The following is a 15,384-nucleotide window of genomic DNA, read 5'->3' on the forward strand; positions in this document are numbered from 1 at the left end:
GCCCCCTCAGCCCAGCTCACCGCCAACCTCGGCGCCAGGGCCCACCTACCACCACCCCGCCCGCTCATCACCTCCGTTCGCCACCACGCCACCCACCACCCCTCGACTCACCCCTGCGGCAGCTCCGGCGACAGCCCTGCCGGCAGGGGCAGCGGGCCCGCGAGTGGCAGCAGTCGGGAAGGCGGCCTTCGCAGCAAGGCGGCGGGCAGCAGGGCCAGTGGGTTGAGGTAGCGCGCGCCCTGCCGCAGGCCCCAGTGGAGGCAGCCCGCCGCGCAGTGCGAGCGCGCACTGGTGTCGACCACCGCGACGGTCTCGCCTGCTGTCACCACGGCGCCCTTCTTCACCAGGGGCCGAACCGGTTCGTAGGTGGTGCGCAACTGCGAGGGGGGCGACCCCGAAACGACACCGGCGCCGTCGGCGGTACCGGCCCCCGAGGTCAGGGTGATCGTCAGGACGCCGCGGCCGCCGACCTGGCCGGCGAAGGTGATGTGTCCGGCGGCCGCGGCCCGCACCGGGGTGTCGGGTGGTGCCGCGAGGTCCACGCCGCGGTGGCCCGGTCCGTAGGGGGACGCGGGAGGTTCCCAGCCCCGTAGGAGTGCGGGCCGCGGCGGGCCCAGCGGCCAGACCGCCCCGGGCACCGGCATCAGCAGATCGTGCGGCACCAGCGGTATCGGCGCCGGCGCATCAGGCGGCCGGTCCGGGACCGGTGCCAGGGGCGCGGCCGTGAAGGCAGGGCCCCCGTGAAGGCTTTCGAGAGAGCCCCCGGGAGGGGCGCCGCCGGGGCCGGCTGAGGTGCTGGCCGTGGTGGCCAGCAGCAGTGCGATGAGGTGCGTTGCCGTGCTGTTCATGTACGCACTGTGACGCAGGAAGCGCGTTCCGCGCTGATCTTGGTGGGGGGCTGTGGACGGGCGGGCCGTTGTGGACAGCGCCGTCACCCGGGGGTGTCGAGGTCCCGTACACTTCTTCTGGCGATCCGGGCCACCGGGTCGACTTCGCACGCCCCGCCACCACTGTCACCAGTCGTGGTAGCGCTCTTCGGTCCTTCGAGGCGCAGCGCGCCGGGGCGTCAGGACAAACCGAGAAATCAAGGAGATACGGCCATGGCCGTCGTCACGATGCGGGAGCTGCTGGAGAGCGGCGTCCACTTCGGTCACCAGACCCGTCGCTGGAACCCGAAGATGAAGCGCTTCATCTTCACCGAGCGCAACGGCATCTACATCATCGACCTGCTCCAGTCGCTGTCGTACATCGACCGCGCCTACGAGTTCGTCAAGGAGACCGTCGCGCACGGCGGCTCCATCATGTTCGTCGGCACCAAGAAGCAGGCCCAGGAGGCCATCGCCGAGCAGGCGACCCGCGTCGGGATGCCGTACGTCAACCAGCGTTGGCTGGGCGGCATGCTCACCAACTTCTCCACCGTCTACAAGCGCCTCCAGCGTCTGAAGGAGCTTGAGGCGATCGACTTCGAGGACGTGGCCGCCTCCGGCCTCACCAAGAAGGAGCTGCTGGTCCTCTCCCGCGAGAAGGCCAAGCTGGAGAAGACCCTCGGTGGTATCCGCGAGATGCAGAAGGTGCCGAGCGCCGTCTGGATCGTCGACACCAAGAAGGAGCACATCGCCGTCGGTGAGGCGCGCAAGCTCCACATCCCGGTCGTCGCGATCCTGGACACCAACTGCGACCCCGACGAGGTCGACTACAAGATCCCGGGCAACGACGACGCGATCCGCTCCGTCACCCTGCTCACCCGTGTGATCGCCGACGCCGTCGCCGAGGGCCTGATCGCCCGTTCCGGCGTCGCGACCGGTGACTCGAAGCCGGGCGAGAAGGCCCAGGGCGAGCCGCTCGCCGAGTGGGAGCGGGACCTGCTGGAGGGCGACAAGAAGGCCGACGAGGCCGACAAGCCCGCCGAGGCCCCCGCCGCCGAGGCCGAGAAGCCCGCCGAGGGCGAGCAGGCCGCCGAGGCTGAGAAGCCCGCCGAGACCGAGGCGCCGGCCGCCGAGGCCCCCGCCGCCGAGCAGGCCTGAGGCCCGGGGCTCCGGCCCTGAACCCGAGGGCGCCGAGCCGGCGGTGAGCCGGCCGGGTGCCCGGGGGACCGGACGGCGGCAGCCGCCGGACGCGGTCCCGCGGATTCGGAGTGGACGGCGGAGGCCCACGAAGCCTCCGCCGTCCATCCGTCGATCTTCGTAGATCTTCCAGACTTCGAGAGAGATTCACAGATCATGGCGAACTACACCGCCGCTGACGTCAAGAAGCTCCGCGAGCTCACCGGCGCCGGCATGATGGACTGCAAGAAGGCGCTGGACGAGGCCGAGGGCAACGTCGACAAGGCCGTCGAGGCGCTGCGCATCAAGGGCCAGAAGGGCGTCGCCAAGCGCGAGGGCCGCTCGGCCGAGAACGGCGCGGTCGTCTCCCTGATCGCCGACGACAACACCTCCGGTGTCGTGGTCGAGCTGAAGTGCGAGACGGACTTCGTCGCCAAGGGCGAGAAGTTCCTCGCGGTCGCCAACGCGCTCGCCGCGCACGCCGCCGCCACCTCCCCGGCCGACCTGGAGGCCCTGCTCGGCTCGGAGATCGAGCCCGGCAAGACCGTCCAGGCGTACGTGGACGAGGCCAACGCCAACCTGGGCGAGAAGATCGTCCTGGACCGCTTCGCGCAGTTCTCCGGCGGCTACGTCTCCGCGTACATGCACCGCACCATGCCCGACCTGCCGCCGCAGATCGGTGTCCTGGTCGAGCTGGACAAGGCGAACGCCGAGGTCGCCAAGGGCGTCGCGCAGCACATCGCCGCCTTCGCGCCGAAGTACCTGTCCCGCGAGGACGTCCCGGCTGAGGTCGTGGAGACCGAGCGCCGCGTCGCCGAGGAGACCACCCGCGCCGAGGGCAAGCCCGAGGCCGCGATCGCCAAGATCGTCGACGGTCGTCTGAACGGCTTCTTCAAGGACGCCACGCTGCTCGGCCAGCCGTACGCGCTGGACAACAAGAAGTCCGTCCAGCAGATCCTGGACGAGGCCGGCGTGACCCTGAAGCGCTTCGCCCGCATCAAGGTCGGCGTCTGAGCCGGTACGCGCTCGACCCGGGACCCCGCTAGGGTTTCCCACGTGGACGTCGGCCGCGTGAGCGCCGGACGGCCGCAGATCTGACGAGGAGGCCATTGCCGTGAGGGACACCGCACCCACCGGCAATGGCCTTCTTCGTATGTGCACGAGGAGATCTCCATGAACCAGGGCGCCGCACAGGGCGACGACACATCCGGCAACAAGTCCGGCCGCTTCATGCTGAAGCTGTCCGGGGAGGCGTTCTCCGGCGGCGGGGGCCTCGGGGTCGATCCCGACGTGGTCCACGCCATCGCGCGTGAGATCGCCGCGGTCGTACGCGACGGCGCCCAGATCGCCGTCGTCATCGGCGGGGGCAACTTCTTCCGGGGCGCCGAGCTCCAGGTCCGCGGCATGGACCGGGCCCGCTCCGACTACATGGGCATGCTCGGCACGGTGATGAACTGCCTCGCCCTCCAGGACTTCCTGGAGAAGGAGGGCATCGAGACCCGGGTCCAGACCGCCATCACCATGGGCCAGGTCGCCGAGCCGTACCTTCCGCTGCGGGCCGCGCGCCACCTGGAGAAGGGCCGTGTGGTCATCTTCGGCGCCGGTATGGGCATGCCGTACTTCTCCACCGACACCACCGCCGCCCAGCGGGCCCTGGAGATCGACGCCGAGGCCCTGCTGATGGGCAAGAACGGCGTGGACGGGGTGTACGACTCCGACCCGAAGACCAACCCGGACGCGGTCAAGTTCGACGCCCTGGAGTACGGGGAGGTGCTGGCCCGGGACCTGAAGGTCGCCGACGCCACCGCCATCACCCTGTGCCGGGACAACAACCTGCCGATCCTGGTCTTCGAGCTGCTCACCGCGGGCAATATCGCGCGGGCCGTGAAGGGTGAGAAGATCGGCACTCTCGTGAGCGACGAGGGCACCCGGAGCTGACCCCGCCCCCCTCGGGGAGCGGGGCGGGGATGGACAAAGGCCTGCCGGTCGGACACCGTGCAGGAACGCAACGCCGCGCGGCGACGCACACCGCGCGGGGTGCCGTGTACCGCGGTCGATCCCCTGGTACGCGGAGGAAGCGGGCACGCGGCCGACGCGTGCACGCGGGTAACGCCGGGCCCCACCGGGACGCACAGGCGCCACCGACCGACGCCTTTCCACCAGACGATCCACAGACGACACGCAGGAGCAAGTGGTGATCGAAGAGACCCTCCTCGAAGCCGAGGAGAAGATGGAGAAGGCCGTCGTGGTCGCGAAGGAGGACTTCGCCGCGATCCGCACCGGGCGCGCCCACCCGGCCATGTTCAACAAGATCGTCGCCGACTACTACGGCGCGCTCACCCCGATCAACCAGCTGGCGTCGTTCTCCGTGCCGGAGCCGCGCATGGCCGTGGTCACCCCGTTCGACAAGAGCGCGCTGCGCAACATCGAGCAGGCCATCCGCGACTCGGACCTCGGGGTCAACCCCAGCAACGACGGCAACATCATCCGGGTGGTGTTCCCCGAGCTCACCGAGGAGCGCCGCCGGGAGTACATCAAGGTCGCCAAGGGCAAGGGCGAGGACGCCAAGATCTCGATCCGCTCCGTGCGCCGCAAGGCCAAGGAGACCATCGACAAGGCGATCAAGGACGGCGAGGTCGGCGAGGACGAGGGCCGCCGCGCCGAGAAGGAGCTCGACGACACCACCGCGAAGTACGTCGCGCAGGTGGACGAGCTGCTCAAGCACAAGGAATCCGAGCTGCTCGAGGTCTGATGAACGACGCATCCTGGGGGGCCCCGCCGAAAGGCGGTTACTGGGGTCCGCCCGACCAGGGGTTCGACGCCGGGCTCGCCCCGGCCGCCCCGGCGGGTCCCGCCTACGACGGGCGTGAGGCACAGCAGACTCGCCCCATGCCCATCGTGCCCGACTCTCCCGCCGGCCCACCGTCCGGCGGCGACCACGGAGACCAGGACGACCTCGACCACGGCCGTGACCGGGGGACCGCCGCGGGCGGTCCCCCGTTCCATGCGGCGCCGCCGTACGGGCAGCCGTACGGCCAGGGCCCAGGCCACGGCCATGGTCACGGCCAGGGCCACGGCCCCGTAGCGGGGCAGCCGGAGGCCCGGCCGGAGACCGGGAACCCGGCGCCCGCCAAGAAGCGGGCCGGCCGCGATCTGCGGGCGGCCATAGGCGTCGGCGTCGGGCTCGGCGCCGTGATCCTGGCGTCGCTGTTCGTCTGGAAGGCCGCCTTCGTCGGGGTGGTCGCCCTGGCCGTCGTGGTGGGCCTGTGGGAGCTGACGTCCCGGCTCCAGGAGAGCAAGGCCATCAAGGCCCCGCTCGTCCCGCTGGCCGTCGGCGGCGCCGCCATGGTGGTCGCCGGGTATCTGCGGGGCGCCGAGGGGGCCTGGGTCGCCATGGCGCTGACCGCGCTGGCGGTCCTCGTCTGGCGGATGACCGAACCGCCCGACGGCTACCTCAAGGACGTCACCGCGGGCGTCTTCGCCGCCTTCTACGTGCCGTTCCTCGCCACCTTCGTGTCGATGATGCTCACCGCCGACGACGGGCCGTGGCGGGTGCTGACCTTCCTGGTCCTGACGGTGGTCAGCGACACCGGGGCCTACGCGGTGGGCTGGCGGTTCGGCACCCACAAGCTGGCCCCGCGGATCAGCCCCGGCAAGACCCGGGAGGGCCTGCTCGGCGCGGTCGGCTTCGCGATGGCGGCGGGCGCGCTGTGCATGGAGTTCGCCATCGACGGCGGCACCTGGTGGCAGGGGCTGCTGCTCGGCCTGGCGGTCGCCGCCAGCGCCACCCTGGGCGACCTCGGCGAGTCCATGATCAAGCGGGACCTCGGCATCAAGGACATGGGCACCCTGCTGCCGGGGCACGGCGGCATCATGGACCGGCTGGACTCGCTGCTGCCGACGGCGCCGGTGGTGTGGCTGCTGTTCGTGGTGTTCGTGGGGTCGGGGTGACGCCTGGGCCACGGGGCTGACACCCCGGCCGCGGGCGTGACCACCGCCACCTCCCGTACGCACCGACTACGGGAAGAGGACGGGATCCCCGGACCGTTACCCTGGAAGGGCTCGCCGCCTCGCGCGGCGGGCCCTTTCGGCCTCGTACGCCGCCGTACCGAGGCGCGGGAGACCGCCCCCGACGGGGGCACCCCCGGCCCGGAACGCCGGCACCGACGCACATCCCGCAGCCGCACACCCCACCGCCGACCGCACCGGCGCACGCGACGCACCGACGCACCTAGGAGTAGCACGCCATGGCCCCCGCCCCGGGAGAACTGACGTTCGTCGCGCCCCGCGGCGCCAAGAAGCCGCCGCGGCACCTCGCCGACCTGTCGCCCGCCGAGCGCAAGGAGGCCGTGGCCGCGATCGGCGAGAAGCCGTTCCGCGCCAAGCAGCTCTCCCAGCACTACTTCGCCCGCTACGCCCACGACCCGGCGCAGTGGACCGACATCCCGGCCGCCGCCCGCGAGAAGCTGGCCGCCGAGCTGCTGCCCGAGCTGATGAGCGTGGTCCGGCACATCTCCTGCGACGACGACACCACCCGCAAGACCCTGTGGCGGCTGCACGACGGCACCCTGGTCGAGTCGGTGCTGATGCGCTACCCGGACCGGGTCACCATGTGCATCTCCTCCCAGGCCGGCTGCGGGATGAACTGCCCGTTCTGCGCCACCGGCCAGGCCGGCCTGGACCGCAACCTCTCCACCGCCGAGATCGTCCACCAGATCGTGGACGGCATGCGGGCGCTGCGGGACGGTGAGGTCCCCGGCGGCCCGGCCCGGCTCTCCAACATCGTCTTCATGGGCATGGGCGAGCCGCTGGCCAACTACAAGCGGGTGGTCGGTGCCATCCGCCGGCTCACCGACCCCGAGCCGGACGGCCTGGGGCTGTCCCAGCGCGGGATCACCGTCTCCACCGTCGGCCTGGTCCCGGCGATGCTGCGGTTCGCCGACGAGGGCTTCAGGTGCCGGCTCGCGGTCTCCCTGCACGCCCCGGACGACGAGCTGCGCGACACCCTGGTCCCGGTCAACACCCGGTGGAAGGTCCGCGAGGTGCTGGACGCCGCCTGGGAGTACGCGGAGAAGTCCGGCCGCCGGGTCTCCATCGAGTACGCGCTGATCCGCGACATCAACGACCAGGCCTGGCGCGGGGACCTGCTGGGCCGGCTGCTCAAGGGCAAGCGCGTCCACGTCAACCTGATCCCGCTCAACCCGACGCCCGGATCCAAGTGGACGGCCTCCCGGCCGGAGGACGAGAAGGCGTTCGTGGAGGCCATCGCCGCCCACGGGGTCCCGGTCACCGTGCGCGACACCCGCGGGCAGGAGATCGACGGCGCCTGCGGGCAGCTCGCCGCGTCCGAGCGCTGACATCGGGCCTCCGGCAGGTGCAGCAGGTACTGGCCGGAAATCATCGGCGAAAGTGACCTAGTACCCTGGGGGCGCGCGGCAGCGACCGCGCGCCACAACTCCACAACAACACCACCATCCGACAGGGGAGCGCCACAGCGCTGAGAGTGCGGCACCGTCAGGCCGCAGACCCTCTGAACCTCGCCCAGGTCATTCTGGGTAGGGAGTTCGGTCACCACTCAAGCTGTTGCGCCCTGCCCGCCCGCGCCCTTCCCGCGCCGGCGGGCGGGGCCGCGTCTCTTCCTGGTCACCCCAGGAGGAATCAGTGTCCACCACCACCAGGATCGCGGCCGGTGTGCTGGCCGGCGCGCTGGGCGTCACGGCGCTCACCGCGTGCGGCGGCGACGGCGGGTCGACCGGCGGGAGCGACGAGGGCGGCAGGACGTCCAAGACCGTCACTCTCGTCACCCATGACTCCTTCAACGCCTCCCCCGAGGTGCTGAAGAAGTTCACCCAGCGGACCGGGTACACCGTCAAGGTCCTCAAGAGCGGTGACGCCGGCGAGGCCGTCAACAAGGCGGTGCTCACCAAGGGCGCCCCGCAGGGCGACGTCTTCTTCGGCGTCGACAACACCCTGCTCTCCCGGGCCCTCGACAACGGGCTGTTCCAGCCGTACGAGGCCAAGGGCCTGGACCGGGTGCCGGAGGCGGTGCGGCTCGACAAGGGCGAGCACCGGGTCACTCCGGTCGACACCGGCGACATCTGCGTCAACTACGACAAGAAGTTCTTCGCCGACAGGAAGCTGGCGCCGCCGAAGACCTTCGACGACCTGGCGAAGCCCGCCTACAAGGACCTGCTGGTGGTGGAGAACCCCGAGCGGTCCTCACCCGGCCTCGGCTTCCTGCTCGGCACCGCCGCCGAGTACGGAGACGGCGGCTGGCCGGACTACTGGAAGAAGCTCAAGGCCAACGGCGTCAAGGTGGTCGACAGCTGGGAGATCGCCTACAACCAGGAGTTCTCCGGTTCGGCCGGCGGCAGGAAGGCCAAGGGCGACCGCCCGCTGGTCGTCTCCTACGCCTCCAGCCCGCCCGTCGAGGTGCTCTACGCCGAGCCGCAGCCCAAGGAGGCGCCCACCGGGGTGTCCACCGGCACCTGCTTCCAGCAGATCGAGTTCGCCGGGCTGCTGGACGGGGCGAAGAACCCCCAGGGCGGAAAGGCGCTGATCGACTTCCTGATCTCCAAGGACTTCCAGGAGGACGTGCCGCTCCAGATGTTCGTCAACCCGGTCGCGAAGGACGCCGAGCTGCCGGAGCTGTTCACCCGGCACGGCGCCAAGGCCGACGACCCGCACGCGCTCGACCCGAAGAAGATCGCCGACAACCGCGACCAGTGGATCCAGACGTGGTCCTCCCTCGTCCTGAGGTAGTCGCGAAGACGGCCGAGAACGCGGAGCAGACCGGCCCCGGCTCCGCGGAGCGGACCGCCCCCGCCGCGCGGAGGCTCGCGCGGCGGCGGGCGGTGCGCGCGGGGGCGCTGCGGGGTGCGCTGATGGCGCTGCCGGTGGTGTTCTTCGCGGTCTTCTTCGCGTACCCGGTGGCCGCCATCACCGCCCGCGGCCTCGGCGCCGCCGGACCGGCCGGCACCGTGGGCACCGGCGGGGGCGGGCTGGACCTGGGCCGGATCGGGGAGGTGCTGGGCCGCTCCGACATCCTGGACGTGCTCTGGTTCACCACCTGGCAGGCGGTGGCCTCCACCGGGCTCACCCTGCTGCTGGCGCTGCCCGGCGCCTATGCGATGGCCCGGTTCGCCTTCCCCGGCAAGCGGCTGCTGCGGGCCGTGGTCACCGTGCCGTTCGTGCTGCCCACCGTCGTCGTCGGCACCGCCTTCCTCGCCGTGGTCGGCCGGCGCGGGCTGCTGGACGAGCTGTGGGGGATCCGCCTGGACACCAGTGTCTGGGCCATCCTGCTCGCCCATGTCTTCTTCAACTACGCCGTGGTCGTCCGCACCGTCGGCGGGCTCTGGTCCCAGCTCGACCCGCGCCAGGAGGAGGCCGCCCGGGTGCTGGGCGCCTCCCGGCTCGGCGCCTTCCGCCGGGTGACGCTGCCGGCGCTCGCCCCGGCGGTGGCCGCCGCCGCGCTGATGATCTCCCTCTTCACGTACACCTCCTTCGGCATCGTGCAGATCCTCGGCGGGCCCGCGTACACCACGCTGGAGGCCGAGATCTACCGGCAGACCGCGCAGCTGCTGGACCTGCCGACGGCCGCGGTGCTCACCCTGGTGCAGTTCGCCGCGGTCGGCGGGGTGCTGGCCGTGCACGCCTGGACGGTACGGAGGCGGGAGACCGCGCTCAAGCTGGTGGACCCGGGCACCACCGCCCGCCGCCCGCGCGGCACCGCCCAGTGGACGCTGCTGGCCGCCGTGCTCGCCTCGGTCGCCGTGCTGCTGCTGCCGCTCGGGGTGCTGGTCGCCCGCTCCTTCGGCGGACCGGACGGGCTGCTGTACTACCGGGCGCTGGCCGACGCGGGCGCCTCCGGCGGCACCTTCCTGGTCGCCCCGCTCACCGCCATCGGCACCTCGCTGACGTACGCGCTCGCCGCCACTGCCATCGCCGTGCTGGTCGGCGGGCTGGCCGCGGCGGCGCTGACCAGGCGGGCGGGCCGCCTCGTGCGCGGCTTCGACGCGCTGCTGATGCTGCCGCTGGGGGTGTCCGCGGTCACCGTCGGCTTCGGCTTCCTCATCGCGCTGGACGAGCCGCCGCTCGACCTGCGCGCCTCCTGGTGGCTGGTGCCGCTGGCCCAGGCGCTGGTCGGGGTGCCGTTCGTGGTGCGCACCATGCTGCCGGTGCTGCGCGCCGTGGACGCGACGCTGCGGGAGGCGGCCGCGGTGCTCGGCGCCTCCCCGTGGCGGGCCTGGCGGGAGGTGGACCTGCCGTTGGTGAGCCGGGCCCTGCTGGTGGCCGCCGGGTTCGCGTTCGCCGTCTCGCTCGGCGAGTTCGGGGCGACGGTGTTCATCGCCCGGCCCGACAGCCCGACCCTGCCGGTCGCCGTGGCCCGGCTGATCGGCCGGCCCGGCGACCTCAACTACGGGCAGGCGATGGCCCTGTCCACGATCCTGATGGTGGTGTGCGCGGTGTCCCTGCTGCTGCTGGAACGTGTCCGGGCCGACCGCGCCGGGGAGCTGTGAGCACCATGCTGACCCTGGAGAAGGTGACCGTCCGCTTCGGCGGCCGACTCGCGCTGGACCACGTGGACCTGGCGGTCGCCGACCACGAGACCGTGTGTGTGCTGGGGCCCAGCGGCAGCGGCAAGTCCACCCTGCTGCGGGCGGTCGCCGGGCTGCAACCGGTGGACGGCGGACGGGTGCTGCTGGACGGCGCCGACCAGTCCGGGGTGCCGGTGCACCGCCGCGGGGTGGGGCTGATGTTCCAGGACCACCAGCTCTTCCCGCAGCGGGACGTCGGCGGGAACGTCGCCTTCGGGCTGCGGATGCGCGGCGCGGCCAAGGGCGAACAGGCCCGGCGGGTGGAGGAGTTGCTGGAGCTGGTCGGACTGCCGGGCGCGGAGCGGCGGGCGGTGGCCCGGCTGTCCGGCGGCGAGCAGCAGCGGGTCGCCCTGGCCCGCGCGCTGGCCCCCAGCCCCCGGCTGCTGATGCTGGACGAACCGCTGGGCCAGCTCGACCGGGGCCTGCGCGAGCGGCTGGTGGTGGAGCTGCGGCAGTTGTTCGGGCGGCTCGGCACCACGGTGCTGGCCGTCACCCACGACCAGGGCGAGGCGTTCGCGCTGGCCGACCGGGTGGTGGTGATGCGGGACGGCCGGATCGCCCAGAGCGGCACCCCGCGCGAGGTCTGGCAGCACCCGGTGGACGAGTTCACCGCCCGCTTCCTCGGCTTCGAGAACGTGACGGAGGCGACGGTACGGGGTGAGGCGGCCGACACCGTCTGGGGCACCCTCCCGGTGCCGCCCGGCTCCCCGCAGGGCGAGCGTCCACTACTGGTCCGCCCCGCCGGGGTGCGGCTGACCGCCCCCGCCGACGGGCTGCGTTGCACCGTCGAGTCTCGCACCTTCCGCGGCCACCATGTCGCCCTGCGGCTCCGCCCGGAGAGCGGCCCGCCACTGGAGGCGGTCTGCGCCCTGCGCGACACCCCGGACGAGGGCGCCGAGGTGGGCGCGGTCTTCCTGGCGGAGGAGGTCGTGGTCCTGGGCTGAGCCGGTGGACCCCGGCGCGGCGACCCGCGGCCCGCTGGCCCGCGCCGTCGGCCCCGGGGTGCGGCTGGTGCGGATGGTGCCCGGGGTGGACGCGGCCGCCTTCGCCGGGGGTGTTCCGGGCCGGATACGGCGGCGGCTCGGGCTGCCCGCCGAGGCGCCCGTGGTGCTGTGCGCGGCCCGGCTGGTGCCGCGCAAGGGCCCGGACACCCTGATCCGGGCGCTGCCCCCGGTCCGCGCCCGGGTGCCGGGCACGCGGCTGCTGCTGGTGGGCGCCGGACCGGACGAGGCCCGGCTGCGCCGGCTGGCCGCCCGGTACGGGGTGAGCGGGGCGGTGGTCTTCGCCGGGGGCGCCCGCACCGGGAGCTGCCCGATCACTACGCCGCCGCCGATGTGTTCGCCATGCCCTGCCGCACCCGCCGGGCCGGGCTGGAGCTGGAGGGCCTGGGCATCGTCTACCTGGAGGCCGCCGCGGCCGGGCTGCCGGTGCTCGCCGGGCGCTCCGGCGGGGCGCCCGGCACCGTCCGGGAGGGCGGGACCGGGTTCGTGGTGGACGGCCGGGATACGGCGGCGGTGGCCCGGCGGCTGACCGGGCTGCTCGGTGACCGGGCGGCGGCCACCGCGATGGGGGCCCGGGGGCGGGAGCGGGTGGCGGCCGACTGGAGCTGGGAGGGCGCCTGGGCGGTGCCGGCCGGGCTCGGTGAACCGGCCCCGGTCGGCGGGCTCTAGCGGGCCCGGCCGCCGAGTCGGAGCAGCGCTTCCGGGGCCTCCTCCACGGTGTCCACCAGGGCGATCCGGTCGGCCATCGCCCGCTCACCGGCGAGGGCGCGGAGCAGCGGCCAGGCGGGCAGGCGCTCGGTCCAGTGGGCGCGGTCGACCAGCACCATGGGGGTCGGCTCGCCGCGGGACTCGTAGTAGTTGGGGGTGGCGTTGTCGAAGACCTCCTGTACGGTGCCGGCCGCGCCGGGCAGGAAGACCACCCCGGCGGTGCAGCGGGCCAGCAGTCCGTCCTCGCGGGTGGCGTTGGCGAAATACTTGGCGAGGTGCGAGGCGAAGGCGTTCGGCGGCTCGTGCCCGTAGAACCAGGTGGGGATGCCGACGGAGGCGCCGCCCTCGGGCCAGCGGGAGCGGACGGCGAAGGCGGCGGCGGCCCAGTCGCCGATGGACGGGGTGAAGGAGGGCTCCTTGGCGAGCAGGAGCAGTGCCTCGTCCAGCATGGGGTCGGTGTACGGGGCGGCGTAGGCGCCGAGGTTGGCCGCCTCCATCGCGCCCGGGCCGCCGCCGGTCGCCACGGTGAGCCCGGCGCGGGCCAGCGAGCGGCCGAGCCGGGCGGCACCCTCGTACTCCACCGTGCCCCGGGCCATCGCGTGCCCGCCCATGACGCCGACCACCGGGACGCCGTGCAGGTGCTCGTCCAGCGCGTCGGAGACCGAGTCGTCGTGCACGGCCCGCAGCATCGAGGCGAAGACGTCCCCGTCGGCCTTGGTCCGCTGGAACCAGTCGTAGGTCAGCGCGTCCGGGGTCGCCTGGTAGCCGCGCTCGGCCAGGCCCGCGTACAGCTCGGCGGGGGTGTAGAGGCTGCCCCGGTAGGGGTCGTACGGCAGGCCCGGGATCGGCGGGAAGACCAGCGCCCCGGCGAGGCGGACCCGGGCGGCGGCGTCCGGGTCCATCGGGCAGCCGAGGAACACGGCGCCGTCCACGGGGAGTCCGAGGAGCGCGGGGGTGCGGTCGGTGAGGTCCACGGACTGCACCCGCAACCCGGCGAGGCTGCCGGCCGCGGCCACCTCGTCGAACTCCGGGAGCGTCTCGATCTCGTGGTCGGTGCGGTGCTCGGGGGAGTGGGCCATGGCCGAGAGCCTAGTGGCCGGCTAACTGCCCAGCGGCAGCGCGGCCAGCCGGGCGACCAGCCAGGTGAGGGGGAGGAAGACGGCCAGCAGCACTCCGGCGCGCAGGGCGGCGGTGGTGCGCAGCAGGGCGGCGGGGGCGCCGAGGTCGGTGAGGGTGCCGGTGGTGGGGGCGCGTTCCTGGCGGGACTCGACGGCGGCGGTGAGCAGGGTGGCGACGGCGCAGAGGACGACCAGGGTGGCGCCGAGGGCGGTGAGGTCGCCGAAGGGGCGGAACGCCTCCTGGCGGAAGAGGACCGTTCCGCCGAGGGTCACGGCGGCCACCGCGGCGGCGACGCCGAGCGGGCGGCCGATGCGCCGGGCCTCGGCCATCAGGGCGCGGCCGGCCAGCAGCCGGGCGGCGCCGGGGCGGCCGATCTGGAGCAGCCGGCCGGAGAGGTGGGTGAGGCCGGGGCCGGCGACGGCGAGGCCGACGGAGGCGATCACCCAGCCGGCCAGCACGGCGCCGCGGCCGCTGCCCAGGCCGCCGGGCAGGGCCGCGCCGCCGGCCGCGTAGGTCTCGGCGGCCAGGCCCAGGGCGACCAGGGTGACGCCCCAGGGCAGTCCGGCGGGCGGCTCGGCGGGGGCGGGGCGGGCGGCGTCCGGGTCCTTCTCGGTGGCGGGCGGCTCGCGGCGGGGGCGCAGCGCCAGGGCGACGGTGGCGGTGGCGGCGAGCGGCACGACGGCCAGCAGGGTGAGCGCGGCGGGCAGCGGCAGCGGCCGGCCTGCGGCGGTCAGCTCGGCGGCGGCCCCGTCGAACGGCATCCCGCTCAGGTCGCCGCGCAGGTGGAGGAAGACGGCGAGGGCGAGGAGGGAGCCGGTGAGGGCGGCCAGGGCGGTGGTGGCGGCGGCGAACAGGGCGAGCTTCGCCGGGCCGAGGCCGATGGCGGAGAGCCCGGGGCGGGGCCGGGTGCCGGGGTCGGTACGGGCGACGGCGAGCGCCAGGTGCACGGTGGCCGCGACGGGCAGCAGGCACCAGGCGAGCCGGGCGGCCGGGGCCTCGCCGCCGGGGCGGACCAGGGCGTAGGCGAGGGCGCACAGCAGCAGGAAGCCGGTGGCGGCGGAGGCGGCGGTGACCAGCAGCCGGCGGGCCAGCACCACCGGGTGCGCGCCGCGGGCTAGACGGAGAGCGAGCACGTGTCGCGCCCCTCCGCTCCGGTGGTGGCGGGATACGGGGTCTCGCCGGTGCGGCGGCCGTCCACCAGGTGCACGGCGCGGTCGGCGAGGGCGGCCACGTCCGGGTCCCCGGTGGCCAGCAGCACGGTGATGCGGTGCGAGCGGGCCGCGGCGGTGAGGGTGCGCAGCACCTGGTTGCCGTCGGCGCGGTGCAGCGCGGCGGTCGGCTCGTCGGCGAAGAGCAGCGGGGGCAGGGTGATCAGCGCGCGGGCGACGGCGATCCGCTGGCACTGGTCCTGGCGGAGCCGGTGCGGGCGCTGGTGGGCGCAGTCGCCGGCGTCGAGCCGGTCCAGCCAGTCCAGGGCGGCGCTCTTGGCGGCGCGGTGGGCGGTGCCGCGCAGCAGCAGCGGCAGGGCGGCGTTCTCCCAGCCGGTGAGTTCGGCGACCAGGGCGGGCTGGGTGCCGATCCAGCCGAAGGACTCGCGGCGCAGCTTCTCGCGCTGGAGCCGGTCCATGGTGTGCAGGGCGGTGCTGTGGAACCAGACCTCGCCCTCAGTGGGGACGAGCCGGCCGGACAGGCAGCGCAGCAGACTGGTCTTGCCGCTGCCGCGGGGGCCGCTGACCGCGAGGATCTCGCCCTCGCGCACCCCGAGGGAGACGCCCTGGAGCGCGGGGGAGCCGTTGGGGGAGTAGTGCAGGGCGCGTGCCCAGAGCACGTCGTTGTCCGGCGGGGCCACCATGGCGTACACCTCGCTGTCGGTTCCGTGCGTCGTCGCCCGGGTCCCCTGCCTTCCCCCGTACGGGG

13 protein-coding genes and 1 pseudogene are annotated in these 15,384 nt (G+C 73.7%); 10 read left to right on the top strand and 4 right to left on the bottom strand.

The annotated features are described in order from the left end of the window. Positions 1-107: 107 nt before the first annotated feature. The gene (locus M1O15_RS23660) at positions 108-662 is read right to left on the bottom strand and encodes a peptidoglycan DD-metalloendopeptidase family protein (protein ID WP_308282389.1); all 555 of its coding nucleotides are present in this window, start codon (positions 660-662) and stop codon (positions 108-110) included. Positions 663-1,100: 438 nt separating this feature from the next. Here M1O15_RS23660 and rpsB point away from each other — a divergent pair, with 438 nt between their 5' ends. The 10 genes and pseudogenes from rpsB to M1O15_RS23710 form a co-directional block, all read left to right on the top strand. Then, on the top strand, positions 1,101-2,024 hold the full coding sequence (rpsB, locus tag M1O15_RS23665; RefSeq protein WP_248636157.1) for a 30S ribosomal protein S2: 924 nt from the start codon (positions 1,101-1,103) through the stop codon (positions 2,022-2,024). Positions 2,025-2,219: 195 nt separating this feature from the next. Further along, positions 2,220-3,056: a translation elongation factor Ts gene (tsf, locus tag M1O15_RS23670; RefSeq protein ID WP_248636158.1), complete on the top strand. Its 837-nt coding sequence runs from the start codon at positions 2,220-2,222 to the stop codon at positions 3,054-3,056. A 159-nt stretch (positions 3,057-3,215) separates the two neighbouring features. Further along, positions 3,216-3,980: a UMP kinase gene (gene pyrH, locus M1O15_RS23675; protein ID WP_248636159.1), complete on the top strand. Its 765-nt coding sequence runs from the start codon at positions 3,216-3,218 to the stop codon at positions 3,978-3,980. A gap of 256 nt (positions 3,981-4,236) precedes the next feature. Beyond that, the gene (gene frr, locus M1O15_RS23680) at positions 4,237-4,794 is read left to right on the top strand and encodes a ribosome recycling factor (RefSeq protein WP_105870297.1); all 558 of its coding nucleotides are present in this window, start codon (positions 4,237-4,239) and stop codon (positions 4,792-4,794) included. Beyond that, positions 4,794-5,993 (top strand): phosphatidate cytidylyltransferase, encoded by a 1,200-nt coding sequence (locus tag M1O15_RS23685; RefSeq protein WP_248636160.1) that lies wholly within the window; start codon positions 4,794-4,796, stop codon positions 5,991-5,993. Before frr ends, M1O15_RS23685 begins: the two co-directional genes overlap by 1 nt. 296 nt (positions 5,994-6,289) lie before the next feature. Next, positions 6,290-7,399, top strand: coding sequence for a dual-specificity RNA methyltransferase RlmN (gene rlmN / locus M1O15_RS23690; RefSeq protein ID WP_248636161.1), 1,110 nt, complete (start codon positions 6,290-6,292; stop codon positions 7,397-7,399). A 304-nt stretch (positions 7,400-7,703) separates the two neighbouring features. Further along, entirely contained in the window at positions 7,704-8,804 is a 1,101-nt protein-coding gene (locus M1O15_RS23695; RefSeq protein ID WP_248636163.1) for a thiamine ABC transporter substrate-binding protein, read from the top strand. A 122-nt stretch (positions 8,805-8,926) separates the two neighbouring features. After that, on the top strand, positions 8,927-10,561 hold the full coding sequence (locus tag M1O15_RS23700) for an ABC transporter permease (RefSeq protein ID WP_248636235.1): 1,635 nt from the start codon (positions 8,927-8,929) through the stop codon (positions 10,559-10,561). A 5-nt stretch (positions 10,562-10,566) separates the two neighbouring features. After that, the gene (locus M1O15_RS23705; protein WP_248636236.1) at positions 10,567-11,583 is read left to right on the top strand and encodes an ABC transporter ATP-binding protein; all 1,017 of its coding nucleotides are present in this window, start codon (positions 10,567-10,569) and stop codon (positions 11,581-11,583) included. 13 nt (positions 11,584-11,596) lie between these two features. Then, a pseudogene (locus M1O15_RS23710) lies at positions 11,597-12,309 on the top strand (glycosyltransferase family 4 protein); the annotation flags it as partial. Here M1O15_RS23710 and M1O15_RS23715 read toward each other — a convergent pair. From M1O15_RS23715 to M1O15_RS23725, 3 genes are read right to left on the bottom strand one after another with little or no spacing between them, the layout of a single operon-like run. Continuing rightward, a complete protein-coding gene (locus M1O15_RS23715; protein WP_248636164.1) occupies positions 12,306-13,427 on the bottom strand; it encodes an LOG family protein in 1,122 nt (373 codons plus the stop codon). The pseudogene M1O15_RS23710 and the gene M1O15_RS23715 sit on opposite strands and share 4 nt — an antisense overlap. 21 nt (positions 13,428-13,448) lie before the next feature. Continuing rightward, positions 13,449-14,600, bottom strand: a complete 1,152-nt coding sequence (locus tag M1O15_RS23720; protein WP_248636165.1) for a hypothetical protein — start codon at positions 14,598-14,600, stop codon at positions 13,449-13,451. After that, a complete protein-coding gene (locus M1O15_RS23725; RefSeq protein ID WP_248636166.1) occupies positions 14,582-15,319 on the bottom strand; it encodes an ABC transporter ATP-binding protein in 738 nt (245 codons plus the stop codon). The genes M1O15_RS23720 and M1O15_RS23725 overlap by 19 nt, the downstream gene beginning before the upstream one ends. Positions 15,320-15,384: the final 65 nt, after the last annotated feature.

The sequence above is a fragment of the Streptomyces lichenis genome (genome assembly GCF_023218175.1).
GTDB classification, from domain to species: Bacteria; Actinomycetota; Actinomycetes; order Streptomycetales; family Streptomycetaceae; genus Streptomyces; species Streptomyces lichenis.